Annotated in this window: 24 protein-coding genes; 12 read left to right on the top strand and 12 right to left on the bottom strand. The window is 63.4% G+C overall.

The annotated features are described in order from the left end of the window. The first annotated feature begins 103 nt into the window (after nucleotides 1–103). Entirely contained in the window at nucleotides 104–385 is a 282-nt protein-coding gene (locus G5S35_RS18170) for a DUF4148 domain-containing protein (protein WP_065064976.1), read from the top strand. A gap of 152 nt (nucleotides 386–537) precedes the next feature. Here the strand turns inward: G5S35_RS18170 and G5S35_RS18175 are convergent, their stop codons facing one another. Continuing rightward, entirely contained in the window at nucleotides 538–912 is a 375-nt protein-coding gene (locus G5S35_RS18175) for a gamma-glutamylcyclotransferase family protein (RefSeq protein ID WP_065064929.1), read from the bottom strand. Nucleotides 913–1,086: 174 nt separating this feature from the next. Then, nucleotides 1,087–1,779: a GntR family transcriptional regulator gene (locus G5S35_RS18180; RefSeq protein WP_074985840.1), complete on the bottom strand. Its 693-nt coding sequence runs from the start codon at nucleotides 1,777–1,779 to the stop codon at nucleotides 1,087–1,089. Between the two features lie 229 nt (nucleotides 1,780–2,008). Between G5S35_RS18180 and G5S35_RS18185 the strand changes: the two genes are divergently transcribed. Genes G5S35_RS18185 through G5S35_RS18200 form a run of 4 tightly spaced genes read left to right on the top strand, consistent with a single transcriptional unit; the run spans nucleotide 2,009 to nucleotide 7,051 of the window. Then, nucleotides 2,009–3,430 (top strand): MFS transporter, encoded by a 1,422-nt coding sequence (locus G5S35_RS18185; RefSeq protein WP_065064927.1) that lies wholly within the window; start codon nucleotides 2,009–2,011, stop codon nucleotides 3,428–3,430. Then, nucleotides 3,427–4,782: an MmgE/PrpD family protein gene (locus G5S35_RS18190; RefSeq protein WP_183039354.1), complete on the top strand. Its 1,356-nt coding sequence runs from the start codon at nucleotides 3,427–3,429 to the stop codon at nucleotides 4,780–4,782. Before G5S35_RS18185 ends, G5S35_RS18190 begins: the two co-directional genes overlap by 4 nt. Next, nucleotides 4,775–5,512, top strand: coding sequence for an MmgE/PrpD family protein (locus G5S35_RS18195; protein WP_065064925.1), 738 nt, complete (start codon nucleotides 4,775–4,777; stop codon nucleotides 5,510–5,512). Before G5S35_RS18190 ends, G5S35_RS18195 begins: the two co-directional genes overlap by 8 nt. Before the next feature lie 60 nt (nucleotides 5,513–5,572). Further along, the gene (locus tag G5S35_RS18200; RefSeq protein ID WP_183039355.1) at nucleotides 5,573–7,051 is read left to right on the top strand and encodes an MmgE/PrpD family protein; all 1,479 of its coding nucleotides are present in this window, start codon (nucleotides 5,573–5,575) and stop codon (nucleotides 7,049–7,051) included. 38 nt (nucleotides 7,052–7,089) lie between these two features. Here the strand turns inward: G5S35_RS18200 and G5S35_RS18205 are convergent, their stop codons facing one another. Genes G5S35_RS18205 through G5S35_RS18215 form a run of 3 tightly spaced genes read right to left on the bottom strand, consistent with a single transcriptional unit; the run spans nucleotide 7,090 to nucleotide 10,293 of the window. Further along, nucleotides 7,090–8,340, bottom strand: coding sequence for a ferritin-like domain-containing protein (locus G5S35_RS18205; protein WP_183039356.1), 1,251 nt, complete (start codon nucleotides 8,338–8,340; stop codon nucleotides 7,090–7,092). Further along, the gene (locus G5S35_RS18210; RefSeq protein WP_183039357.1) at nucleotides 8,297–9,163 is read right to left on the bottom strand and encodes a phosphate/phosphite/phosphonate ABC transporter substrate-binding protein; all 867 of its coding nucleotides are present in this window, start codon (nucleotides 9,161–9,163) and stop codon (nucleotides 8,297–8,299) included. The genes G5S35_RS18205 and G5S35_RS18210 overlap by 44 nt, the downstream gene beginning before the upstream one ends. A 14-nt stretch (nucleotides 9,164–9,177) precedes the next feature. After that, nucleotides 9,178–10,293: an acyl-CoA dehydrogenase family protein gene (locus tag G5S35_RS18215; RefSeq protein WP_183039358.1), complete on the bottom strand. Its 1,116-nt coding sequence runs from the start codon at nucleotides 10,291–10,293 to the stop codon at nucleotides 9,178–9,180. A 503-nt stretch (nucleotides 10,294–10,796) separates the two neighbouring features. Here G5S35_RS18215 and G5S35_RS18220 point away from each other — a divergent pair. Then, nucleotides 10,797–11,579: a COG4705 family protein gene (locus G5S35_RS18220; protein WP_183039359.1), complete on the top strand. Its 783-nt coding sequence runs from the start codon at nucleotides 10,797–10,799 to the stop codon at nucleotides 11,577–11,579. Nucleotides 11,580–11,615: 36 nt separating this feature from the next. Further along, nucleotides 11,616–12,056: a hypothetical protein gene (locus G5S35_RS18225; protein WP_074985828.1), complete on the top strand. Its 441-nt coding sequence runs from the start codon at nucleotides 11,616–11,618 to the stop codon at nucleotides 12,054–12,056. 124 nt (nucleotides 12,057–12,180) lie between these two features. Here G5S35_RS18225 and G5S35_RS18230 read toward each other — a convergent pair whose 3' ends face one another. Further along, on the bottom strand, nucleotides 12,181–12,930 hold the full coding sequence (locus G5S35_RS18230) for an NUDIX hydrolase (protein WP_065064919.1): 750 nt from the start codon (nucleotides 12,928–12,930) through the stop codon (nucleotides 12,181–12,183). Nucleotides 12,931–13,021: 91 nt separating this feature from the next. Between G5S35_RS18230 and G5S35_RS18235 the strand changes: the two genes are divergently transcribed. Both G5S35_RS18235 and G5S35_RS18240 read left to right on the top strand, forming a co-directional pair. Beyond that, nucleotides 13,022–14,050: an SPFH domain-containing protein gene (locus G5S35_RS18235; protein WP_074985826.1), complete on the top strand. Its 1,029-nt coding sequence runs from the start codon at nucleotides 13,022–13,024 to the stop codon at nucleotides 14,048–14,050. Continuing rightward, nucleotides 14,047–14,985 (top strand): diacylglycerol kinase catalytic domain-containing protein, encoded by a 939-nt coding sequence (locus G5S35_RS18240; protein WP_183039360.1) that lies wholly within the window; start codon nucleotides 14,047–14,049, stop codon nucleotides 14,983–14,985. The genes G5S35_RS18235 and G5S35_RS18240 overlap by 4 nt, the downstream gene beginning before the upstream one ends. Before the next feature lie 45 nt (nucleotides 14,986–15,030). Here the strand turns inward: G5S35_RS18240 and G5S35_RS18245 are convergent, their stop codons facing one another. Continuing rightward, nucleotides 15,031–15,318, bottom strand: coding sequence for a hypothetical protein (locus G5S35_RS18245; RefSeq protein WP_065064973.1), 288 nt, complete (start codon nucleotides 15,316–15,318; stop codon nucleotides 15,031–15,033). Between the two features lie 370 nt (nucleotides 15,319–15,688). Here G5S35_RS18245 and G5S35_RS18250 point away from each other — a divergent pair, with 370 nt between their 5' ends. From G5S35_RS18250 to G5S35_RS18260, 3 genes are all read left to right on the top strand, one after another. After that, nucleotides 15,689–16,882, top strand: coding sequence for a CynX/NimT family MFS transporter (locus G5S35_RS18250; RefSeq protein WP_183039361.1), 1,194 nt, complete (start codon nucleotides 15,689–15,691; stop codon nucleotides 16,880–16,882). A 259-nt stretch (nucleotides 16,883–17,141) separates the two neighbouring features. Continuing rightward, complete coding sequence (locus G5S35_RS18255; protein ID WP_065064916.1) at nucleotides 17,142–17,975, top strand: AraC family transcriptional regulator; 834 nt, start codon at nucleotides 17,142–17,144, stop codon at nucleotides 17,973–17,975. Between the two features lie 112 nt (nucleotides 17,976–18,087). Further along, nucleotides 18,088–18,462, top strand: a complete 375-nt coding sequence (locus G5S35_RS18260) for a cupin domain-containing protein (protein WP_065064915.1) — start codon at nucleotides 18,088–18,090, stop codon at nucleotides 18,460–18,462. A gap of 79 nt (nucleotides 18,463–18,541) precedes the next feature. Here G5S35_RS18260 and G5S35_RS18265 read toward each other — a convergent pair whose 3' ends face one another. The 5 genes from G5S35_RS18265 to G5S35_RS18285 all read right to left on the bottom strand — a co-directional run bounded on the left by G5S35_RS18265 (nucleotide 18,542) and on the right by G5S35_RS18285 (nucleotide 24,026). Then, entirely contained in the window at nucleotides 18,542–19,102 is a 561-nt protein-coding gene (locus G5S35_RS18265) for a hypothetical protein (protein WP_183039362.1), read from the bottom strand. Between the two features lie 162 nt (nucleotides 19,103–19,264). Further along, nucleotides 19,265–20,803 carry a methyl-accepting chemotaxis protein gene (locus G5S35_RS40020; protein ID WP_183039363.1) on the bottom strand — a complete coding sequence of 513 codons (1,539 nt, stop codon included), beginning with the start codon at nucleotides 20,801–20,803 and terminating at the stop codon, nucleotides 19,265–19,267. A 476-nt stretch (nucleotides 20,804–21,279) separates the two neighbouring features. After that, nucleotides 21,280–22,101: an alpha/beta fold hydrolase gene (locus G5S35_RS18275; protein ID WP_183039364.1), complete on the bottom strand. Its 822-nt coding sequence runs from the start codon at nucleotides 22,099–22,101 to the stop codon at nucleotides 21,280–21,282. Nucleotides 22,102–22,167: 66 nt separating this feature from the next. Then, complete coding sequence (locus G5S35_RS18280) at nucleotides 22,168–23,385, bottom strand: pyridoxal phosphate-dependent aminotransferase (protein ID WP_183039365.1); 1,218 nt, start codon at nucleotides 23,383–23,385, stop codon at nucleotides 22,168–22,170. Continuing rightward, nucleotides 23,382–24,026, bottom strand: a complete 645-nt coding sequence (locus G5S35_RS18285) for an RraA family protein (protein ID WP_074985814.1) — start codon at nucleotides 24,024–24,026, stop codon at nucleotides 23,382–23,384. The genes G5S35_RS18280 and G5S35_RS18285 overlap by 4 nt, the downstream gene beginning before the upstream one ends. Nucleotide 24,027 lies beyond the last annotated feature (1 nt).

Here is a 24,027-nt window from a genome sequence, read left to right on the forward strand (position 1 = left end):
ATCAAGCCGTCTCTTTTCTGATAAGTCCAGGCCACTACGCTATGCACATGGAGCGAGCAATGAACTGCGCATCGCCCCTCACTCAACCGTAATGGAGAAACAGATGAAAGCCCTCATGATCGCCGCCGCCCTTGCTGGTATCGCCACCACCACGACCGCTTTCGCGCAGACGAACGTCGGCACCGCGCCGAATTACGGCGCGCATCAGGCTGCGCCCACGCAGGTGAAATACGTTGGCGCGGCGGCAACGGCGGACCAATGGGTGCCGCCGTACGGCCAGCCCGTCAAGTCGCTCACGCGCGCCCAGGTGTATCAGGACCTCGTGCACGCCGAGCAGGACGGCCAGCTCGCGTATCTGGATTCGGTGGTGTACGCGCATTCGTAATGCGCTTCGATGCGGCGGGCGGCAGTTGGAATGCGTCCGCCCGCTGAAACGCGACATGTGCGCAATATGAGCACAACGTCGGACCGCGCCACGCGCGGCGCCGGCGTTTGTGGCGTGCTGGTCGGCTGATAATCGGTTATAGCGTGCCGCGCTTACGGCTGACGCGGCGTACTGGCATCGACATAAACCCACGCCGACACGCCCGACGCAAGCGTGACGCGATCGCGCCGATACGCGGCCACTTCGTAATCGTCCGCGTGGGCGAGTTCCTGCGCCGTAATCGCAAACACGGCGCCCGCCACGCGGTCGGCGGGATTGCCCGTATAGGCGACCACCGGATGATGCGTCTTGCCGCTCGTCTTCACGACCTCGGGGTCGTCGATCTTCAGCATCGTGAGCGAGAAGCCCGGCATCTCGTCGGCTTCGCCGTCGAGCTTGCGGCCGAAGGTGGCCAGTTGAACCTGTTCGAGCTGGAGCGTGCCATAGGAAAACAAACGCTCGGAGAAGGGCTGATCGGTCTGTGTCATCGTGTGAACTCAAGGCGCGGTTGAGCGCCGCGCACGCCGCCTGATCAAACGCCGGCGACGGCCACGGCGGCGAAATCCGATCGATTTTAAAACATTCGCTCGATACCGGCTACATCGCGCCCGCCCTATTAATCAGGATTCCGATTCATCTAAACGGCACGCGATATCGACAATTCAAGCCACCCAGATATTCTCGATCGACTTCAGCGCGCCCATCACGATCGAACGATTCAGCGCAGCGGCGAGCGTGCCGTCGCGCTCCGCATACGCTTCGCACAGTCGCTGATGATCGGTGCACGAGCGTTGCATGCGGCCCGGCAGCGACGTGCTCAGGTGCCGCATGCGATTCGTGCGCATGCGCATGGAGTCGAGCACTTCCTTGAAGATCGCGTTGCGGCTCACGCGCAGTTCCTCGTCGCGAAACGCGACATTGGCCCAGAAATACCGATCGACGTCGCCTTGCGCGGCGGCCTCGGCCAGCACGCCGTGCGCGCGCCAGAGCGACGCGATGTCGTCGTCGGTCGCGTGCTCGACGATCGCAAGCGACACCTGCGCGTACAGCATCGCGCGCAGATGATAGATCTCGCGCACGTCCTTGAGGCTCATCGCCGCCACGCGCGGGCGCCGCCGCGGCGACCAGTCCACCATGCGTTCGCGATGCAGCACGAACAGCGCCTCGCGCACCGGCGTGCGGCTCACGCTGAAGCGCCGCGCGAGTTCGACCGAATTCAGATCGTCGCCGGGCTGCAGGCGACCTTCGATGATGCCGCGCGCCACCCAGTCCACGATTTCCGCGACTCGCGGGCTTTCGCCGCCCGCCTCCGGCAGGTCGTCGGTATCCATCAGCACGGCGTCGCTCTCCGTCATATGCGCTTCCTTTTCTGTCCCTGCGAGGCGCCTGGCGCGCCGCCCCGCCGATTTTACCAACTGCCAGTCCGCTGTTTGCCCGGACCCGCGCCAGCATCTCTAAACGTGCCGCCAAGCTCTAGTGTATACACTTAGCCGATTTTATCTTGAAATTTCTCCTTCTTAAGACATACACTGAATCAAGTGTCGACACTCACAAAAAAGCCGCACATCACTATTGGAGACATTCATGTATCTGGAGAAGGAGGTCGCCCTGGCGGGCGGAGTCGAGGCGGGCGTGTCCGCGCGGCTCGACCGCCTGCCGCCGACCCGCTACTTTCGCGGCCTGGTCGCGCGCATCGCCATCGGCGGCTGGTTCGAGTTCTACGAGATGTTCATGGCCGCCTATATCTCGCTCGGCCTGATCCACAGCGGCCTCTACCGCGCCACCACGTCGAGCATGTTCGACGTGAACGGCTTCGCGAGTTTCCTCGGCTCGTTCTTCGCGGGCATGTTCGTCGGCACCGTCGCGCTGGGCGGCTTCACCGACCGCCTCGGCCGCCGCGCCGTGTTCACGGCGGCCATGCTCGTCTATTCGGTGGCGACGCTCGCCGCCGCGTTCCAGACCTCGCCGGTCGCGATGGACGCCTGGCGTTTCGTCGCCGGCATCGGCATCGGCGTGCAGCTGATTACTGTCGACACTTATATTTCCGAGCTGACGCCCAATCACACGCGCGGCCGCTATTCGGCCTTCAGCATTCTCGTGATTCTCACGTCGGTGCCGACCGTCGCGGTGCTCTCCTATCTGCTCGTGCCGTACACGGCGCTGGGTCTCGAAGGCTGGCGCTGGGTGATGATCATCGGCGCGGGCGGCGCGGTGCTGATCTGGTTCGTGCGGCGCGGCCTGCCCGAGTCGCCGCGCTGGCTCGAAAGCCAGGGACGGTTCGCCGAAGCGCGCGCGATCGTCGACGATATCGAGCAGCATGTGGTCGCGGAAACGGGCCAGCGTCTGGCCGCGCCCGTGCCCGTTCCCGATATGCCGCGCGACGGCATCAACGACGCCCCCGCTTCGTGGCGCGACATGTGGCGTGGCCGCTATCTGCCGCGCACGATCATGCTGTCGTGCTTCAACTTTTTCCAGACCTTCGGCGTGTACGGTTTCGGCGCGTGGGTGCCGGTGCTGCTGTTCACGAAGGGCATCACGCTCACGCATTCGCTGCTCTACACGATGGTGATTGCGTTCACGACGCCGCTGGGCGCGATCGGCGCGATGCTGTTCGCCGAGCGCGTGCAGCGCAAGTGGCAGTTGGTGGGCTGCGCGATTGTCGTGGCGGTCGCGGGCGTGCTGTTCGGCATGGCGCGCGAACCGTTGCCGATCCTGCTGTGCGGCGCGGCGGTGACGATCGCCAACAACTGGCTGATCGGCATCTTCCACACCTATCAGGCCGAGCTGTACCCGACGCGTTTTCGCGCGCGCGCCGTCGGCTTCGTCTTTAGCTGGAGCCGGCTCAGTTCGATTTTCGTCGGCTTCTGGGTGGCGGCGCTGCTCAAGCATTCGGGCGTGCCCGCCGTATTCGTGCTGATTTCGTCAGCGATGTTGGTCATCGTCGTGATGGTGGGCGCGCTCGGGCCGCGCACCAACGGCGTCCGTCTGGAGGAATTGTCCCAATGAGTGTGATCGCCGCCGCCTTTGCGCACGGTCTCCATGCCCTTGCGCAGCGCCCGCTGCCCGCGAACGTCGCGCGCGAAGCGCAACGTTCTCTCATCAATGTGATCGGCACGTCGATTGGCGCGTCGCGCCATCCCGGCGTGGACGCGATACTCGCCGCCGCGCGCGATCTCGGCGTCGCGCCACGCGCGCCGGTGCCGGGCCGCACGGAACGCGTGGACGTGCATTTTTCCGCGCTCGCCACGGGTTTCGCCGGGCATCTCGACGATTTCGACGATACGCATCTCGCCACGGTCATCCATCCGGCCGCGTCGGTGCTCGCCGTCATCACCGCGCTCGCGCCGGAAACGCGACCGACGGGCCGCGCCGCGCTCAGTGCGTTCGCGCTCGGCTGCGAAGCGCAGTTGCGCGTGGGCGTGTCGATCTCGCCCGAGCACTACGACCGCGGCTGGCACATCACCGGCACCTGCGGCGTGGTCGGCTGCGCCACGACGGCCGCCCTGCTGCTCGGCCTGAACGAAGCGCAACTGACGCAGGCCGTGGCGATCGCGGCGTCGATGTTCGTCGGCCAGCGCGAGGCGTTCGGCACGATGACCAAGCCGTATCACCCCGGCAAGGCCGCCGCCAACGGCATCGCCGCCGCGCGACTCGCGCTCGCGGGCCAGCAGGCGGCCGGCGATATCTTCGAAGCAGCGGGCGGCTATTCGCATTCGATGTCGACGCGCGTCGATTTCGAGCAGATGAACGGCGCGTTCGGCGAACGCTGGGAACTGCTGTTCAACACGTACAAGCCGTATCCGTGCGGGATCGTCGCGCATCCGGCCATCGATGCGGGACTCGTGCTCGCGCCACGCATTGACAATGCTGAGGATATCGAAACGATTACGCTGCATTGTCATCCGCTCGTGCCAGAGTTGATGGGCAATCCGCAGCCGAAGGACGGCTTGCAGGCGCGCTTCTCGGCGATCCACGGCGTGGCCGCTGCGCTGTGCGACAAGCGCGTGGGACTCTCGCAGTACGAGGACGCGCGCGTGGTGCAGGACGACGTGCGGCGCGTGCGTGCGCTGACGACGCTCGCGCCCGATGCCGCGGTGAATCGCGACGAGGTGTTCATACGCGCGACGCTCAAGCGCGGCGACGTGCTCGAACATCATGTCGAGCACGCGCGCGGCAGTCTCGCCCGCCCGCTCACCGACGCGGAACTCATGGACAAGGTGCGCCTGCTGATCGATCCGCTGCTCGGCGACGGCATCGCGGCGAGTCTCGCCACGGCCGTCGAAACGATCGACGCCGCGCCGTCGCTCGACACGTTGTTCGCGCTCTGCGCACCGCAAGAGGAACTGAACCATGCATGAAACCGTACAACATTCCGCCGTCTCCGATGCGCTGACCGCGCTGGCCTGCGCCTCGCTGGATCGTTCGGCCGGCGCTGCGATTGAAGCCGCGAAAACACGGCTCGCGCAAGCCCGCTCATATCTGCACGACGACCGCGCCATCGCCACGCAACTCGCGACGCTGTTGCAGTCGCAAGGCAGCACGCCCACCGATCTGCGCGTGCGCGCGTGGACGCTGGGCGCGACGCTCGCGCATGCCGATGCGTTCGCATCGGACGCGCCGGTGCTCGCCGTTGCGATCGCGGTTGGCGAAGCCACGAACGCATCCGATGTCGACATCGCCGCCGCCACCGCGATCGGCATCGAAGCGGCCGCGCGCGTGCTCGCCGCGGTGGACAGCAGCGAATTCCGCGCGCGCTGGAACGTGGCGTCGTCGCTCGGCATCCTGGGCGCAGTGCTCGCCGCCGCGCGGCTCTACGGACTCGACGCAACGCGCGCGCGTCACGCGCTCGGCGTGGCCGCCACGCAAGCCGCGGGACTCGCGCACAACGCCACGCACGCGATGCGCGCGATCGAGACCGGCAAGGCGGCCGCCGACGCAATCGAAGCCGCGCTGATCGCGAAACACGGCTTCACGAGCGCGCCCGCGTCGATCGACGGACGACGCGGTCTCGCCGCATTGATGGCGTATCGCTTCGACGCGGCGAGCATCGTCGACGGCATCGGTTCGCACTGGATCTCCGTGTCATAGCGCGATTGTGCGTTCGACGCCGATGCACGCGCATCGGCGAACCCAACAACAGGAGAACAGATGGCGCGTATTTCCCGCAACCGCCGACACTTTCTGCAAGCGAGCGCAGCGCTCGTCGCCGCTTCGCTGCCAGGCTGGCCCCGCGCTTTCGCCGACGAAAACAACACGACATCGAGCGCCGGCACATCGACCGACGTCACCGCGCAACTCGCGCGCTACATCGTGGCGTCGCGCGGCCAGGCGCTGCCCGAGGCCGTCGCCACCGCGTGCAAGAACCATATCCTCGACACCTTCGGCGCGATGGTCTCCGGCTCGCGCATGCGTCCCGGCGAACTCGCCACGCGCTATGTGCGCAGTCTCGGCGGCACGCCGCAAGCGTCGGTGATCGCCTCGAACCTGCGCACGACCTGCGTGAACGCCGCGCTCGCCAACGCCATGTGCGCCCACTCCGACGAAACCGACGACTTCGAGCCGGTGACCAAGGCGCATCCCGGCAGCTCGGTCGTGCCCGCCGCGCTCGCCATCGGCGAACACGCGGGCTGCAGCGGTGAAGCGTTCATTCGCGCGGTGACGCTCGGCTACGACATGGCGTGCCGCCTGCTGCTGGTGCTCGGCCCCGACCACGTGCGGGCCTCGCATCGCAGCGCCGAAGGCACGGCCTCGACATTCGGCGCGGTGGGCGCCGCCGCCGCGCTCGCCTCGCTCGACGAGCGCGACACGCGCTTTGCCATTTCGTACGCCGCGCAGCAGGAATCGGGCTTGTGGAGCTGGGTGAAAGACAAGGACCACATCGAAAAGGCCTTCGATTTCGCAGGCATGGGCGCGCGCAACGGCGTGCAGGCCGTGACGATGGTGCAGTCCGGCATGACCGGTGTCGCCGACGTGCTCGACGGCACGCACAATCTGTTCATCGCGCTCTCGACGCAACCGGATCCGCAGGCGATGCTCGACGGACTCGGTCAGCGTTTCTTCGTCACCGAAACGGCGATTAAAACGTATTCGGTCGGCTATCCGATTCAATCGCCGCTCGACGCTTTTCTCACGCTTCGCAAACAGAACGGTCTCACGCCCGGCAACGTCAGCAAGATCGAGGTGCATGTGCCGAGCGATGCGGTCGGTATCGTCGGCGACAGTTCGATGCCCGACGTGAATTGCGCGCATATGGTGGCGGTCGCGCTCGTAAAAGGCGCGGTGTCGTTCGCGGACAGCCATAACGCCGCGTTGATGCACGATCCGAATATGGTCGCGTTACGCAGCAAGATCAGCGTTGTCGCCGATAAGGCGCTCGACGATCCCGCCGCGCCGCGCGGCGCGCGCGTGGACGTCACGACCTCGGACGGCCGCACGTTATCGCATACGACACGCTTTCCGCCAGGCACGAAAGAGAATCCATTGAGCGTGGAAGGCGTGAATGACAAGGCGCGCGATCTGATGGCGCCGGTGCTCGGCAAGGACAAGACGCAGCAATTGATCGCGCAGATCAATCGTCTGGAAACCGTGCACGATATTCGCGCGTTGCGCGCGTTATTCACGGTTTGATTGCGGTAATAAAATCGGCCCGCGTTCTATAACTCGCGCTACATGAAATTGCGCGTGTGCAGCGACGCGAGTTCGCGCGCCTCGTGCGGGTCGAAACCCAGACGCACGAGGCGCGTATAACGGCCATCGGCCATCTCGCGCATCAGGTTCTGCACGAGCGCGTAACCGCGCGCCACGGCAGTTGGCGTCAATTCGCCTGCCGCGACGAGAATCAACGCATCGAACACCGCTTCGTTCAGGCCCGCCGTGCCCGCCAGCGCGTCATGACGCGTTTCGACGGCGCGCGCGAGCCGCGTGCGCAAATGCGGTTCGCCTTTCAAACGATAAAGCAGATGCGACATGCCCAGTGCAACGTGACGCGCTTCATCGCGCGCGGCCAGTCGTGCGATCTGTCGCGTCAGCGGATCGGGCCCGTGTGTCTGCAGAAATTGCAGCAGCGCGACGAAAGTACCCTCGCCCATCACCGAGAGCAAAAAGCTCGCAACGGAAAAATCCGCTTCATCGAGCAGCGTTTTGAGCGACGCCTGTCCGCCCGCCGTCGATAAAGCAGGCTCGTGGCCCTTGTGGCGAATGCGCCGCGTGAAGACTTCGATATGGCGCGCTTCGTCGGCGACCTGAATCGCGAGCGCCGCCTGCAATTCGCGGTAATGCGGATGCAATTGGCCCAGAAAGCGCGCGGGCACAATCAGCGCGGCGTTCTCGTTCTCGACCATATACGTCATGATCTGCACGACGGCAGCTTCCACCGGCGCGGGCAGATCGAATGGCACCGACCAGTCGATCGCCTCGTCGGGATTCCATTGCGACGCGACGGCCTGCGCGTAGAGATCGGCCGCGTTGTCGGTCCAGACTTCCGCCTTCTGGTCGAGCCGAAACGCGAACGCCGGCGCACCGGCTTCGACCTGCGCGCCGCGCGCCGCGAGTCCCCAAACGGGCAACGCGCGCGCGGCTACCGCTTCGGGCACATGCGGATCGCTGTGGCCGCTCTGCTGCGCGTCGCGCCAGCGGCCGTACCGGCTATTTCGAGCAACGAGTGCATAGCGACGGCCGTTCATATCACCTTCATCGCCGTCCTCGCCTCCCTCGGCTTTCCACTGCACATCATGGCCCTGCGCGCGGCACCAGTGCGCAAGCATCACGTCCCAGCCGGGCGCCGCGCCCACCACGCGCAAGCGCTCGCCCGGCATCAACGCATCGAGCGCGTGCCGGACCAGGAGATGCGCGCCCGCATCGAAACCGAGCGCCTCAATATCGATAAGCGGGCTCGATGATCCGGCCTCGGTCGTCATAAAACGCCTCCTCGGTCACGGCGCGATCGAGCAATGCGTAGCCGCTCGCGCGGCCCGGCAGCCAGCGCCGCAGTCCTTCCAGTTCGAGCAGCGGACGCACGCTCGCATCGTTCCAGTCCATCGCCATCAGCAACTCGCCAAAGCGGCGCGCGTCGTCCTCCGCCACGCCGGGGCTGACCGTCATGTTGCAATGATCGAACGCGCCCGTCGTGGCGACGATACGCGTGCCGCCCGCCGGCAGCGTGCCTTCGTCGGCGAAGGCCTTGTAGTTGCCGGCGATCATCCACGCGGCGTCGATCTCCCCGCTCACGAGCGCGCGGGCCGCGTCGCGCTCGCCGCCGATATGATCGCCATGCTTGCCGCCCAGCACGTCGAAACGACGCGCGCGATAATCCCGATCCGCAACGAGGCCGCCTTCATGACGCAGGTGATCGAGCGGAATCAGCGTGGCCTGAGGCGAATCGATGGCGCCAAAACCGATCACCGTATCGCGCAGATCGGCGAGCGTTTTCACATGGCTTTCACTGCGAACAATTAATACGGAATGCAGATCAATATCCGTATCGCGCATGACAAGCGATTGAACCGATTCGCCGCGCGCCTCGGCCATGCGTCGCGCCCGTATCCATGCGAGTGGCGAATTCCAGGCGAAAGCGATATCGCCCGCAAACTGTGCTTCGACCTGCGTTTCGTAATTCGAATACAACAGATAGTCGATGGCCAATCCTTGTTCTGCGAACCAGGACTTGAAACCCTCCCAGATCGTGACGACTTTCGGCGCGTAGGCGACGGCGCCGAGCATCAGCGGTGCGTTGCGTGACATGGCGTTTTTCTCCGTCAAGCGAGCGGCATGCCGCACAGCACGCGGCCGAGAAAGTCGTAAAGCACGTCCGAGGTCGGTCCCATGATGGACGCGGCGCGGGCGTCGCGAAACAAACGCTCGATGCCCACCTCCTTGCGAAATGCCGCGCCGCCGCAAATACGCATGGCCGTATCCGTCACGTCGAGCGCGGCTTCGGCGGCCGCGGCTTTCACTTCGAGCACGCGCAGCATCGCGTCGGCCCGCCCTGCCGACATCGCGGCCAGCGTGTCGTCGCGCAACGTGCGAGCCTGGTCGGCGCGCAGTTGCGCGCGGGCGAGATAGGCGCGGATTGTCGGCAGCTCGCAGAGCGCCTCGCCGCTTTCCGCGAAGCGGCTCGCGGTGATGTGCTGCGTTGCGCGTTGCAACGCGCCGTCGGCGAGACCGATCGAAGTCGACGCAACGAGGTTTGCAAACACCGGCAGCGCGTCGCCATTCATGATGTCGCCGCCGCTGCCGTCCGCGCCCAGCATCGCGCTTGCGGGCACGCGCAAACCCTCGGCGCGGATCGGCGCGGATGCGTTGCCGCGCAGACCGAGACCGTCGAAAGCATGCGGCGATTGCAGCCCTTGCGCGCGGCTGTCGACGAGCCAAAGCGTGCTGGCGCCTTCCGCGCTCACGGGCCGCGACGACCACACATAGGAATCGGCTTCGGATGCCGACGTCACCATGCTCTTGCTGCCGCTGAGCACGAAATCGTCGCCATCGGCGCGGGCCGTGCCGACCGGCGCCCAGAAGTGACTGCGCGAGCCGGTCTCCGACCATGCGAGCGTCGTGAGGTGCTCGCCGCGCGCGATCGCGCGACGGATTTCGACGGGGCCGTATTTTTCGATCAGCGACGCGCCCGCGTAGTGCATGGTGACGACCATCGCCGTGGACGGGCAATCGCGCGCGATGCGCTCCACGACCCGGCAGGCCTGCGCCGCACCCAGGCCCATCCCGCCGACCTCCTCGGCGCTGATGAGTCCGAGCAGGCCGGCCTCGCCGAGCGCATCGACGGCCGCGCGCGGAAAGCGGGCGAGCTGGTCGGTCTGAGCGGCTTCGGGGGCGATGAGGGTGGAAACAAGCGGTTCCAGCACTTCGAGGTAGGACATCGGAACGTCTCCCGGTCAGTGGTCGCGGAAACGGTTGTCCGGTCTGTGCCGAAGCCGCGCGAGTGCGCGCGGCCCGAAATGGAGCGCCCGTGGAGCGTATACCGGTGCCTCTGTCGCATGCAGACCTGCAACAACGACTCTCGCACGTAAAGAAACCCGCCGAAGATTGGCGTGGCGGCGGGCAGAGCATTATTTCACTTGCCGGAAATAGCTGGGCGCTGGATGCGCAATCGGCATGCTGCGGCGGCTGTTCAAGCTGCCGGGCGCGTCGAGTCGAGTCGAGTCGAGTCGAGTCGCGTCACGTCGCGTCACGTCACGTCACGTCGAATCGCAAAGAGTCATTCACCTCAACGTGAACTCCCTGTCCGGATTTCGCCGATCACTTAGGACAACCTGAATTCGCGCAACGCATTGCAAGCTAAGCGTCAGCTAAGCTTTGAAGCGTAGGCTTCACGCAAGCCAAGCCGTTTCGATTCTCTTTTCCTTTTTCCGTGGAGATGGTCATGACATCCACGTATTCAATGCCCTCCGCGCACGGCCAGAATAAAGTGCCGGAAATCACGTTCGCATTCTGGATTATCAAAATACTCTCGACGACAGTCGGTGAAACCGGCGCGGATTATCTCGCAGTCAACGCGGGCTGGGGGCAAGGCGTGACAAGTGTCGTCATGTGCACGCTGCTAGTCGCGATTCTCGCGTTGCAATGGTCGTCGGACCGTTTCCGTGCGTGGCTTTATTGGCTCGGTGTGGTTCTGGTCAGCATCGTCGGCACGCAGATCACCGACCTGCTCACCGATGGATTAGGCGTCAGCCTGTATGTCAGCACCGCCCTTTTCGCCGTCACGCTCGCCGCGATCTTTATCGTCTGGTATCGCAGCGAACATACGCTCTCGATCCACACCATTGTGACGCGCCGCCGCGAAGCATTCTATTGGGCCGCCATTCTCTGCACCTTCGCATTAGGCACGGCGGCAGGCGATCTCGCGACGGAAGCCGCAGGACTCGGCTTTACGCGAGGCGCGATGATTTTCGGCGTGCTGATCGCGGCGGTCTGGCTGCTGTTTCGCTTAGGCGCGAATGCCGTCGCCACATTCTGGGTCGCCTATGTCCTGACGCGGCCATTTGGCGCCGCGCTGGGTGATCTGCTGACACAAGCGCGTGTTTATGGCGGACTCGGCTTCGGCGCGCAATGGACCAGCGCCGTATTTCTGACTGCCATCGTTGGACTGGTCGCGATGGTGGAAATCAAGGCGCGATCACTTCGCGCCGAATCTTCAACTCACTGATTCACGCACATTCACCTCATACCTGAAGGAGTCGCGATGTCGATTCGATCCACCCTGCTGCTCTCCGCTTGCGCTACGCTCGTGCTTGCCACGAGCGCGTGCTCTCGCTCCGCCGACAACACGACCGCGAATCCCGCCAGCAACGCTGCCGCACAGAAGGACGCACAAGGCCTGGCCGGCGCGAATTCCGCACTCGGCGATCTGGGCGCATTCCGCGCCATTGCGGTAGACGTGACGGCGAAAGTCGAAAGCGGCGACCTGCCCGCGGCCAAGGCGCGCATCAAGGATCTGGAGATCGCCTGGGATGAAGCCGAAGCCGGCATCAAACCGCGCGCGCCCGGCGACTGGCATCGTGTCGACAAGGCCATCGACCGCGCGCTGGACGCGCTGCGCGCCTCGACTCCGCAGCCCGCCGATTGCAAGGACGCCATGCACGCGCTGCTCGATACCTTCGATAGCTTGCAGCACAGTGCGTAAGATGGCGGCGATGAATGGTTACCGGCTGCATATCGCCGCCATTCATTCGTGCCCGCCCATGTCATGTTCAATCCAGTCTGCGCTTAAACCGCGACTTCGGCTAATCGCGCGCGCGAACTCCTAATCAATCCCCGCCGCGCGGGCTGAACGTACGCGGAAACACCGCTGGCGCGCTGCGATCGACGAGGCAATAACCGAGCGCCGGCCGGTTCGATTCGCCGGCGACATAACCGGCTTCGCTCAGGAACCCCGCCGCAAGCATGCGCGTGCGAAAGCCGCTTTTATCCACGGGTCGGCCCAGTACGACCTCGTACATGCGCTGCAATTGCGGCAGCGTGAACGGCTCCGGCAGCAAAAACGCAGGCAGCGAGGTGTATTCGACCTTGCTGCGCAGCCGCTCGACCGCCGCCATGAGAATGGCGTCGTGATCGAATGCGAGTGCGTGTTTGCCGATCAGCGCATCGACGGCAAACCACGCCACCTCGGCTGCATTCGCGCCCTTCGCGAGCGACACATCCTGCGCGGCAATCAGCGCGAACCACACATGCGTGGCGGACCAGCCGCGTGGGTCGCGTACCGCACTGCCCCAACTTCCCAGTTGCTCCAGATACGGACTCTTCACGCCGGTCTTCTCGTGGAGTTTCCGGCGCGCGCAATCCTCGAGCGTCGTATCGACCTCGACGTCGACGAAACCGCCGGGCAGCGCCCAACGCCCCGGATATGGCTCGCCCGGCACGTCTGGACGCTGCACCAGCAACACCTGCAACGCATTGTCGATCACCGAAAAGATCACGACGTCGACGGTCGTATAAGGCTGCGGAAACTCGCGCGCCGGTCGCGCGCGGCGGCTGGAGGAAGGCTTCGTGTTTGCCATGGTGCACCTTGAATGCTTGACGTTCCGGATTCGAGGTTGTATTGTACAACCCATACAAGTTGCACTGTACAACTCAAACAAGGAGCAGACCATGTTCGGCATCCGGTTCATCAAGTCGCAACCGACCGTCCACCTCATGCAGTTCCGCGCCGGCCAGATGGTGCGTGAAGGCGCCGGGCTGTCGTTCTTCTATTACGCGCCCGCCACGACGCTCGTGTCGGTGCCCGTTGCGAGCCAGGATCGCCCCTTCATCCTCGAACTGGTGACAGCGGATTTTCAGAGCGTGACCGTGCAGGGACAAGTCACCTACCGGGTTCGCGATCCGCATCGCACGGCCGCCATGATGGATTTTTCGCTGGGCAAGGACGGCCGAAGCTATGTGTCCGACGATCCCAAACGCCTCGGCGACCGCGTGGCGATGCAGGTCGAGGTGATCGTTCAGCAGACCGTGCAGGCGCTCGATCTGAAGCAGGCGTTGCGCGCCTCCGCGGCGATCGCGCAAACCGTGCAAACGGGCCTCGCCGATCAAACGGAGATCGGCGCGCTCGGCCTGGAAATCCTCGGCGTTTCCGTGATGGCCGTGAAACCGACGCCGGACATCGCACGCGCACTCGAAGCGGAGGCCCGCGAATCCAACCTCAAGGCCGCCGACGACGCCGTCTATCTGCGCCGTATGTCGGCGGTGGAAAACGAACGCGCGATCCGCCAGAACGAACTCGATACGGACATCGCCGTCGAGCAGAAGAAGCGGCAGATCCGCGAAACGCAGATGGAAGCGAAGGCCACGTTGATGCGCAAGGAAAACGCGTTGCGCAACGAGCAGATGACATCGGATATCGAACTCGAGGAACAGCGCAAGGCGTTCGTGAACGGCCAGGCGCAAAACAGCCGGACGCTCGCGGAAGCCGAGGCGCACCGCGTCGCCGCTGTCATGGAGGCGCTCGAAAAGGCCGATCCGCGCATCGTCAGCGCGCTCGCGGCGGCGGGCATGCAACCGGGTCAGTTGATCGCTCAGGCATTCGGCGGCATTGCCGAGCGCGCGGAACGTATCGGCCAGCTCAATGTGTCGCCCGATCTGCTTCAGGGCTTGATCGGCGGCGGCGAAAGGAAGGCAGCATGAGCGCCGAATCACGCAAGGTCGTGCTGGTGACGCGCCGCACGCGCTACGAAGAGTTGATCGCGCGGCACCACACGCTCGCCCAGGCGCGCTTTTACATCGAGCATCTGGGCGCGGACTTTTCCGACTATCTCGCCGAACACGCCGCTTACGCGCGCGCACTGGAATTGACGGTTCGCACGCTCGAAGACTGGGGTCGTTACCAGATCGTCGATCGCAGCTATCTGCCCAATTTCATTTTCGCGCCGGACGATATCGTCGTCGCGCTCGGGCAGGATGGCATCGTCGCGAACTCGATGAAATACCTCGACGGCCAGCCGCTGATCGGCCTGAACCCCGAACCCGGCAGATGGGACGGCGTGCTGCTGCCGTTCGAGGCACCCGACCTCCGTGCCGTGCTCGCGGATGTCGCCCACAGCCGCCCGCGTCGCGCGACGAAATCCGTCACCATGGCGGAAGCGCGACTCTCGGACGGGCAGGTGCTGCGTGCGGTCAACGATCTGTTTATCGGGCCGCGCACGCATGCGTCCGCGCTCTACGAAATCGAACTGGGCGAGCGATGCGAATCGCAGTCGTCGTCGGGCGTGATCGTGTCCACGGGGCTGGGATCGACCGCGTGGATCAAAAGCGTGGTGACGGGATCGATTGGCGTGAGCGAGGCGGTGCGAGGCTCGGGCGGCAATTTCCACTACGAGCCTCAGGACTGGGACAGCCCTGAACTGACCTTCGCCGTGCGCGAGCCGTTTCCGAGCCGTGCGTCGAAAACCGAACTGGTATTCGGCCACGTGAGCGCCGCGCAGCCGCTGCGAGTGCGTTCGCGGATGCCGGAAAACGGTGTGATCTTTTCCGATGGCATGGAAAGCGACTATTTGCGATTCACGGCGGGCATGGAAGCGACCGTGACGGTGGCCGAGGCGCGGGGATGCCTGGTTATTTAGGGTTCCGGACAATCTCCACAAGTGCTCATGGCGAACATCAACAACTCATGACGCAACCTGCGCGAGAAACGTCGCGAAGTAATCGTCGTCGAGCCAGCCGGAAACATGTTCCGACGCCTCGATACGCCGGATTTCCTGCTGCCCCTTGTCGGTCAGGATCGCAATCTGGAGCGTCGGGACGAATTTCGTACTGGGAGGAGGTTTCTGATCAACGGTCTGAATCAGCCCTTGCGAGCGAAGCAAAGTAAAAATTGCCGGTCGCTTGTGCCACGGTATCTGGCGATACAACGCGAGTCGGAGAGCTTCAAGTACAGCGCCGTTGTTGAATTCCATGAGCATCCTTCTGGTGTTCGACTGAAATGTGCTGCGGGCTCTGAAGGCTCACAGTAGCACAGGTCGCGGTCCACGCGATGACACAAAAAACACGGCTTTCTCCGCTTATCTCGTCGTCCCGATTATTTTTTCGACGTGCATGGCCGGTTTTGCGCGTCGGCAGCACCGCGTCGAACGGCGCCAGCAGCGGGTCGCGCAACCTCGCGCCGTCTCCCGCGCACGCTTGCGTTCGGGCGTTCAGCCCGTTACACTGCGCCGCAGACGAGATTCAGCCATTCGCTCGATTCTCGCGTAGGCGTTAACGTGAACCAACGCAAATCCTTGAGCCGGACGACCTGACGTCGGGCTCAATTGCGTCGGGTTCATATTGATGAATAACGCCATTTCGAAGGCGCTATCGCGCCGTCGTTCCAGCTTTCTCCTCCCCCTCGGCATCGTCCTCATTGGCGCCAATCTGCGTGCGCCGATCACCGCGCTCGGCCCGGTTCTCGACCGCATTCAGGCCGATCTGGCGCTCGGCGACACGACCGCCAGCCTGCTCAGCGCCCTTCCACTGCTGATTTTCGCGCTGCTTTCGCTGGTTGCGCCCGCATTCGGCCGGCGCTTCGGACTGGAGCGCAGTCTCGCCTTCGCACTGGTTGCGATCCTCATCGGCACGCTGATCCGTTCGTGCCCTATATCGGGCGGCCTCTGGATCGGCACGCTTTTGCTCAGTTGCGGAATCGCCGTCGGCAACGTGCTGCTGCCGGGCCTCGTCAAACGCGCGTTTCCGGAGCACGCCACGCTGCATATCGGCGTGTACGCGGCGGCCATGGCCAGCGCGGCCAGTCTGGCCGCCGGCCTCGCCGCGCCCGTGGCGGACCTGCCCGGCTCGAACTGGCGCATCGCCATTGCGCTCGGCGCCGTGATCACCGCTGCCGCCATCCTCGTCTGGCTGCCGCAGTTGCGTCGCCCGCATCATGCCGTGGCGTCGCGCGCGAACGCGTCGCACGCAGTCTCGCCGTGGCGTCATCCGATCGGCTGGCAGGTGTCGAGCTTCTTTGCGTTCCAGTCGTTCGTGTTCTACTCGCTGATCACCTGGTACGCGGCGATGAGCGCGGCGCGCGGCGAATCGGCTACTGCGTCGGGTTTCGATCTGCTGCTTTATCAGGTGGTCGCGGTGGCCACGAATCTGCTGTCCGCGCCGCTCATCAAGCGCACGAAAGACCAGCGCGCCATCGGCCTCGTTTGCGGCGCGAGTTTGCTTGCGGGAACGATCGGACTCGGCGTCGCCGCGCCCTTTCCGGCGCTCTGGCTCGCGATTGCGGGTCTGGGCGCGGGTTTTTCGATGACGACCAGCCTGTCCTTGTTCGCGCTTCGCACGCGCCATCATGACGAGGCCGCGAAGCTCTCCGGCATGGCGCAGTTCGTCGGTTATGCGGGCGCGGCGCCAGGGCCCGTTTTGACGGGCATGCTACATGGCGTCACGGGTTCGTGGACGGCGTCGCTCGCGATGCTCGTCGGCGCGAGCGCGCTCGTCACCGTATTCGCGGTATTGTCGGGACGAGACCGGTTGATTGATTGAATCAGCGATTCATCGCGCGCTTCGTGTTTTAAACGCCCTCGACGAAACGAAGTAATTAATGCGCCGACGCATTGCCCGTCAATCGCTTAATCTCCCTACTGATCATGCGGTCGCCGATCGACAGTTCCGGATTCACTCGAATATCGCGTTATGATGAATTCGTGACTGAATTGGATAAATCGAAATCGGGGAATATGGCGGCTTGTTTTAGAACTTCAGGCGAAACGACTCCAGCAGCCTGCACGGCGCGGGGGCGTGCATGAGCCGGGCCCGTCGATCCAGCGAGACGGACTGGATTCAGCGTGCTGTTGCGGTGGAAGGCGTCGAGCGCATGGAGGCCTTTTTCACCGGCAACGCCTACGCGAGCCATCGGCACGACACCTATGCCATCGGCCGCTCCCTCGCAGGCGTCCACGATTTCCAGTATCGGCGCGGCAAGCGGCGCAGCCTGCCGGGCCACACCATTGTCCTGCATCCCGACGAGCTGCACGACGGACAAGCCGGCGCGGAAGGTGGCTTCCGTTATCGCATGATCTACGTCGAGCCCACGTTGTTTCAGGATGCACTGGCCGGGCGCGCGCTGCCCTTCATCGAGCATGGTGTTTCGACCGACCCGCGCCTGCTGGCCGCGACCGACATGCTGCTTCAGCCGATGAACGTCACGCTCGATCCCATGGAACAGGCTGAAGCGCTCGCGGACCTCGCGATGGCACTGGCGACCGTCTCCGGTGCGCGGCCCGCGCCCGCTTCGCGCGATTTCGCCAGCGCCCGTCGCGCACGCGAATTTCTGCACGAGAATGCGCTGCGCGTGGTCACGCTGGACGAACTCGAAGCCATCACGGGCCGCGACCGCTGGAGCCTCACGCGCGACTTCCACACCTTTTACGGCACGAGCCCTTACCGCTTCCTCACCCTGCGCCGACTGGACGCCGCGCGCCGCATGATGGAAGCCGGCACGCCGCTGGCAAGCGTCGCCGCGGCCACCGGCTTCACGGATCAAAGCCACCTCACCCGCCATTTCGGCAAGGCCTTCGGCATCGCACCGGCGCGCTGGCTGCAAATGTTGCGCGACCCGACCGCGGATCACCGATAACCGGCAGCGATCCCGATTCCCGCGACTGTAAGCAAGTTGCAATATCGTGCAAGACGGACTGATGCATGGTGCGTAGCCTTTGCGCCATCCATTGCACAGGGAAATTGCCGTCATGTCTCGCGACACACTCGATACGCACGCCGCGCGCGGCCAGCGCCATGCCATCGCCTTGCACGGCAAGTTCGAACGCATCGAATCGCATTGGGGCCAACATGTGATCGCCGAAATGAACGATCATCAATTTCGGATCGTGCGTTTGCAAGGCGATTTTCTGTGGCGCACGCACGTTGAAAGCGACGAGACGTATTTCGTGTTCGACGGAGAATTACGTCTGGACTTTCGCGACCGTTCGCTCGTATTGCGCGCGGGCGAAATGGCTGTGGTGCCCAAAGGTATCGAGCACAAGCCGTACGCAGCCGATGAGGTCAAACTGCTATTGATCGCGCGGCGCAGCGTCGACCAGTCTGGCGAAGCGCGATGGATCTAGAGCATTCACGCCCTGGTCGGCCATGATCGGCGGCGTCGCAGCGAGGGCACACGTGCCGTGTGCCCCCCTACCTCACCGCTTACTCAGCGTCGACCGAACTCGCCGACTCCGCCTGCGCGGTCGGCGCGGACGCCTCTTTCGGCGGCGCCTCATCCTTGATCTCATAGGACGGATCGCGCACCCAACGGCTCAGGTCCTTGCTGATCACAATAGTCGTGCGATCCAGAATCGAACAGCTCCCCTTGAACGCTCCCCACACGCCGCCGACGGACCAGCGATTGATTTTGGTGTGACGAACCACCTTGCCGTTTTCAATCAGATCGGCGCTGACCGTCGTGGCCTTCGGACCGCTCCATGCGCCGCCGCCCACGCCCAGCACGTGCGTAATCTGCAACCTGAGAATCCGAGCATCGCCGGCATCAGTTTGCGCGGCAATCGTACCGTCGCCGCCATGGTTGATCTTGCGGAGCACCTTGGAGACGTGCTGGGTGAGCATGTCTTCAATGTGGCATTCGTTCTTGATCTGCTCGACGACGCTCGCGTCCGGCGCGTAGTTGACCGGCGTTTCAAGTAAAACCGGCGTCGCGGCGAAAACCGAGGTCGTTGAAAAGCAGAGAGCAGCGGTGAGGATTCTCTTCATAGCGTGCGTTCTTATAATGTTATGGCCGGTTCGCCGACATGGCGCGGCCATCGACTATTTTAAAGCCATGTCGAGTTTCGCAAATCAGTACGCCTGATGACGATCGGACTATCTGCCCTCTCGTCGCGCGAGAAGCAGACAAGCCAATCGTTCAATCAAGCGTCAGGCGAGCTGGAAAACCGCCACGGTTTCGCGCAGTTTCCCGGCCTGATCTTCAAGCGACTGCGCCGCTGCGGCCGACTGTTCGACGAGCGCCGCGTTGCGTTGCGTCGCTTCATCCATTTGCCCGACGGCAAGCGCCACCTGGCCAATCCCGTTGCTCTGTTCCTGCGAAGCGGCGGTGATTTCACCCATGATGTCCGTCACGCGCTTGATCGCCGAAATGATCTCGCGCATCGCCTTGCCTGCGTCGTCGACGAGCGTCGTGCCCGAACGCACGCGCGACACCGAGGTATTGATCAAATCCTTGATTTCCCGGGCCGCACTGGACGAACGTTGCGCGAGCGTGCGCACTTCGCCGGCCACCACGGCGAAACCACGGCCTTGTTCGCCAGCTCGAGCGGCTTCAACAGCCGCATTCAACGCGAGAATATTGGTCTGGAATGCAATACCTTCGATGATCGCAATGATGTCCGCGATTTTCGTCGAACTCTCGTTAATTTCACTCATCGTCGATACCACCTGTTCGACGACATCGGCGCCGCGCAATGCCGCTTCCGATGCGTTCTCGGCCATCGCATTCGCGTGCTTCGCGTTCTCCGCGTTCTGTTTAACGGTGCCGGTCAATTGCTCCATGCTTGCCGCCGTTTCCTGCAACGCGGAAGCCTGCTCTTCCGTACGCGAAGACAGATCGAGATTACCCGCCGCAATTTCGCTGGTCGCCTGCACGATGGCCGCGCTTCCGCTCCGCACGGAACTGACGGTTTCGGTCAGCGCGGTTTTCATCGCCGAAAAGCCGTCGAGCAATTGGCCCATTTCGTCGCGTGAATGAATGTGCACCGGACGCGTCAAATCGCCTTTGGAAATAGCCTGAAAATGTTCGAGTGCAATCGACAACGGCACGCCGATCGCGCGACGCAACATAAACCACGCGTAAACCGCAAGCGCGAGCCCGACGAGAATCGCAATCACGCTGATCGCGCGAATGCGCTCATAACGGGCGGTTGCATCGCGAAAGGCACTATCCGTGCTGTTTTGCTGAAAGGCAAAGAGCGCTTCGTTGGCCTTCGCATACGCATTGAATTGACCGGCGAGTTCGCCTGCGATGCGTTGGGCCGTCGGCGCATCGCCCGCCTTCACGGCCGCCCAACCTTGATCGAGGAGTTGCTGATGGGCTTCGTAGCTCTTGCGAACGGCGTCGTGAAACTCCGCTTCACCGGGTGCATCCGGCAGGTCTTCGTAAATCTTCAATTGCTTTGCGGCAGCCTGGCGGAACGCGTGGGCTTTATCGATGGCCACGTCGACGGACGGCGTACCGATCTGAATCACAGCACGGTCGTAATTCAGTCTTTCGCGCGCGACGTTCAAATTGGCCATGGCTGCGGCCAGCATGCCCGGCATTTTGTTGTTGTGCGTATCACCGAAATCGCTATTGCTGGACGCCATGCCGTAAAGACCAAAAGCGCCGATCATGACCATCAACGCCCCGAGCGCGAGCATTGATACGCCCACTTTCGCCTTGATTGTGAAGCCGTTCAACATGATTTTCTTACCTGCTGGAAAGTCTTGCTACCGTGGAAAGGAGAACTTCATCTACGGGGACTTACGACAGAAGTTAAAAAAATCTTTAGGGTTTGTCCCTATACGCTTCGCTCCGGTACATATCGCGGCGAGCGGGAGCGCAATCGCATAAGGAGTTACAGCGCGCGAGCGCGGCGTATTGCCGCAAGGCGAATTGAACGTCGAAGGAGAGTAGTCGCGTCGCCATGCGGGCGTCGCGGAAACCGAAGTCTGATTGATATTGCGGCAGGTTTGTCGCTGCGCGGTTGCGCAGATTGGGTGAGGTGCCCAGGTAAAGACATCAAATTGAATCAAGCAGCATGTGGGGTTCACCAACTGATGGCGCTCCTGGAGAACCTTTCCTTGTCGCTTTGAAACAGAACATACGCGTGATGAATTAATCGAAACAACCCAAGGCAATCAATTGCAGTCGCGTTGACACATAGCCGCTTAATAAACTAATGATCCGCACCGTTACCCGCACGCGCCTGAAACGAGGCAATGGCCTTCCACATCAGCACGGGATTTGAATACATCGGGAAATGCCCACATTCCGGAATTTCGGCTAGTTCGACGCCCTGCTCGCGGATGGAGTCAAGATAGGATAGCGAAGCGTTCTGCTCGCCGTACATGAACATCCGCGGAAACGGCAGACCGAGGAACTTCGTCATCAGGTCACCGTTGTCCGACAGGTCGACCATTGACCGGAAGATGCCACCAACGGCGTCGGCGCGAACCTTGTGCCGCAGGCTCGCCGAATAGAGCGCGCTCGCGTACGCCGGAGCGTGCAACGTGCGTTCAATGAAGTCATCAAGGAACTGCTGCGCACCGTCGCGCGGGTGCTCGATGATCTGCCGGCTGAGAAAGCAGTCCTCCGGTGCGATGTTGCCTTCAATATCGACAAAACTAATCACACGCTCCGGGAGCCGATGCGCAAGCATCAGGGCGGTGAGGCCGCCCATCGAGTGGCCGACCAGATGGAAACGGTCGTATCCGGCGCGCTCGATCACGGCGAGCGCCGTCTCCACCAGGAACGGGATGCTGATCTTCGAGAGATCGGCGCAATGCGTCTCGCCGCATCCCGGCGCGTCGTACGCGACGAACGGATGACCGGCGAATTCCGCATGGCGGACGATGTCGGCATAGTCCTCCTTGGTCGAGCCGAATCCATGCAGGAACAGGATCGGCGCCTTGTCGCCGTCGCGACGGATGGCTGAAACATCCAGCGCCGTTCCATCAACGGAAAACACGAAATGCGCGCGGCTAAATTCTGCGGTCATTTTCTTTACTCGCTGGATAGTAGTCGAATCGAACCGGCCCCGGAGGCCGGCCGTTGCCGCGATACGTTAGTTTGTCAGCGTCTGGCAGAAGTCCCGGATCGCCGTACATGCGTGCAACAGCGACTCGTCATCGAGCGCATACGCAATGCGGATATACGGTCTGAGACCGAATGCACTCCCGTGCACGGTCGCGACGCCCTTTTCGTCGAGCAGCGCGTTGACCACGGATTCATCGCTATCCAGACGCACGCCCGACGGCGTGGTTTTGCCAATCAGGTCTTCGCACGATGCGAACACGTAGAACGCGCCTTGCGGAACTGCACAGTGCAGGCCCGGAGCCTGGTTGATCTGCTCGACAACCAGGTCGCGCCGACGCTGAAATGCCTCGCGCGAATGCTCGATGAAGTTCTGCGGGCCGGTCAGGGCAGCCAACGCCGCGTGTTGCGAAATCGTCGACGCACCGGACGTCTGCTGTCCCTGAAGCTTCTCCATCGCTTCGATCAGCCAACCAGGACCGGTGCCAAAGCCGATGCGCCAGCCCGTCATCGCGTACGCCTTCGACACACCGTTCATCGTCAGTACACGCTCGTGCAGCCGGGGCTCTACCTGGGCGATCGTGAAGAATTCAAGGTTGTCGAAAATCAGGTGCTCGTAGATATCGTCGGACAGTACCAGTACCTGCGGATGCGCGAGCAGCACTTCGGCCAGCGCCTGCAGTTCCGCGCGGCTATAAACCGCGCCGGTCGGGTTCGATGGCGAGTTCAGGATCAGCCAGCGCGTACGTGGCGTGATAGCGGCCTGCAATGCATCGGCAGTCAGCTTGAAGCCGCTGCCAGCGTCGCACGAAACGATCACGGACTGCGCGCCGCACAATTGCACGATTTCCGGGTAGCTCACCCAGTACGGCGCCGGTACGATGACTTCGTCACCTTCATTGAGCGTCGCGGCCAGCGCATTGAAGATCACCTGCTTGCCGCCGCTGCAGACGAGCGTGTCGCGCCAGTCGACGTCGAGACCGTTTTCGCGCTGGAACTTCGCGGCAATCGCTTCGCGCAGCGCGCGCAGCCCCGCCACCTGCGTGTAACGCGTATGGCCCGCGCGGATCGCCGCAACGCCCGCGTCGCAAACATGCTCGGGCGTGTTGAAGTCCGGCTCGCCGGCGCTCAACGAGAGCACGGCAGCGCCGCTCGCGCGCCGCGCTGCGACGCGATCCATGACCTTGCAGGTCGCCGACGGGCGCGCGACGGCAAGGAAACGGTTCAGACCGTCAACTCGCGCGGTCATTGGCCCGCCCTCCAGCTCGTGAGTCCCATCAGCTCCAGCGTGCTGTGGCCTTCACGTAGCGCGTCCATCATCTTCGCTTCCTTGTCGGCACGTGCCTGCCCTCGCGACAGTGTCCCTCCAACATGTGCAGCGGGGATCACGAGCACGCCGTCATCGTCCGCAACAACCAGATCGCCAGCCGCCACAGGCGTTCCCGCGAAGCTGATCGGCTGTCCGACCGACGGCGAACTCGCCTTGATCGTGCCGCGCATGCAAATGCCGCGAGTGAACGCTGGGAAGCGTCGCGCGGTCAGTGCCGCGATGTCACGCACGCCGCCATCAATGACCAGACCAACGACGCCGGCTGCTTCCGCAGCGACCGTCAGCACCTCGCCCCAGTAGCCCGCGACGAATCCGCCGCTCGATATGACAAGCACGCTGCCGCGCGGTACTCTCTCCATCGCGATATGGATCGAGAGGTTGTCGCCGGGAGAGCATTCGAGCGGATACGCCGCACCTGCGACCGACGCGCCCGGCCATACCGTGTGGATGGCGGGATCGACGGCGCTGGTGGCAACACCCAATGCTTCGAACAGCGTGGACGTACCCAGTCTGCGGGCTTGCTGCAGCAGGGTCTGATCGTAGGATTGAGTAATGGTCATG

Origin of the sequence: Paraburkholderia tropica (assembly GCF_014171495.1) — a bacterium.
Classification (GTDB): Bacteria; Pseudomonadota; Gammaproteobacteria; order Burkholderiales; family Burkholderiaceae; genus Paraburkholderia; species Paraburkholderia tropica.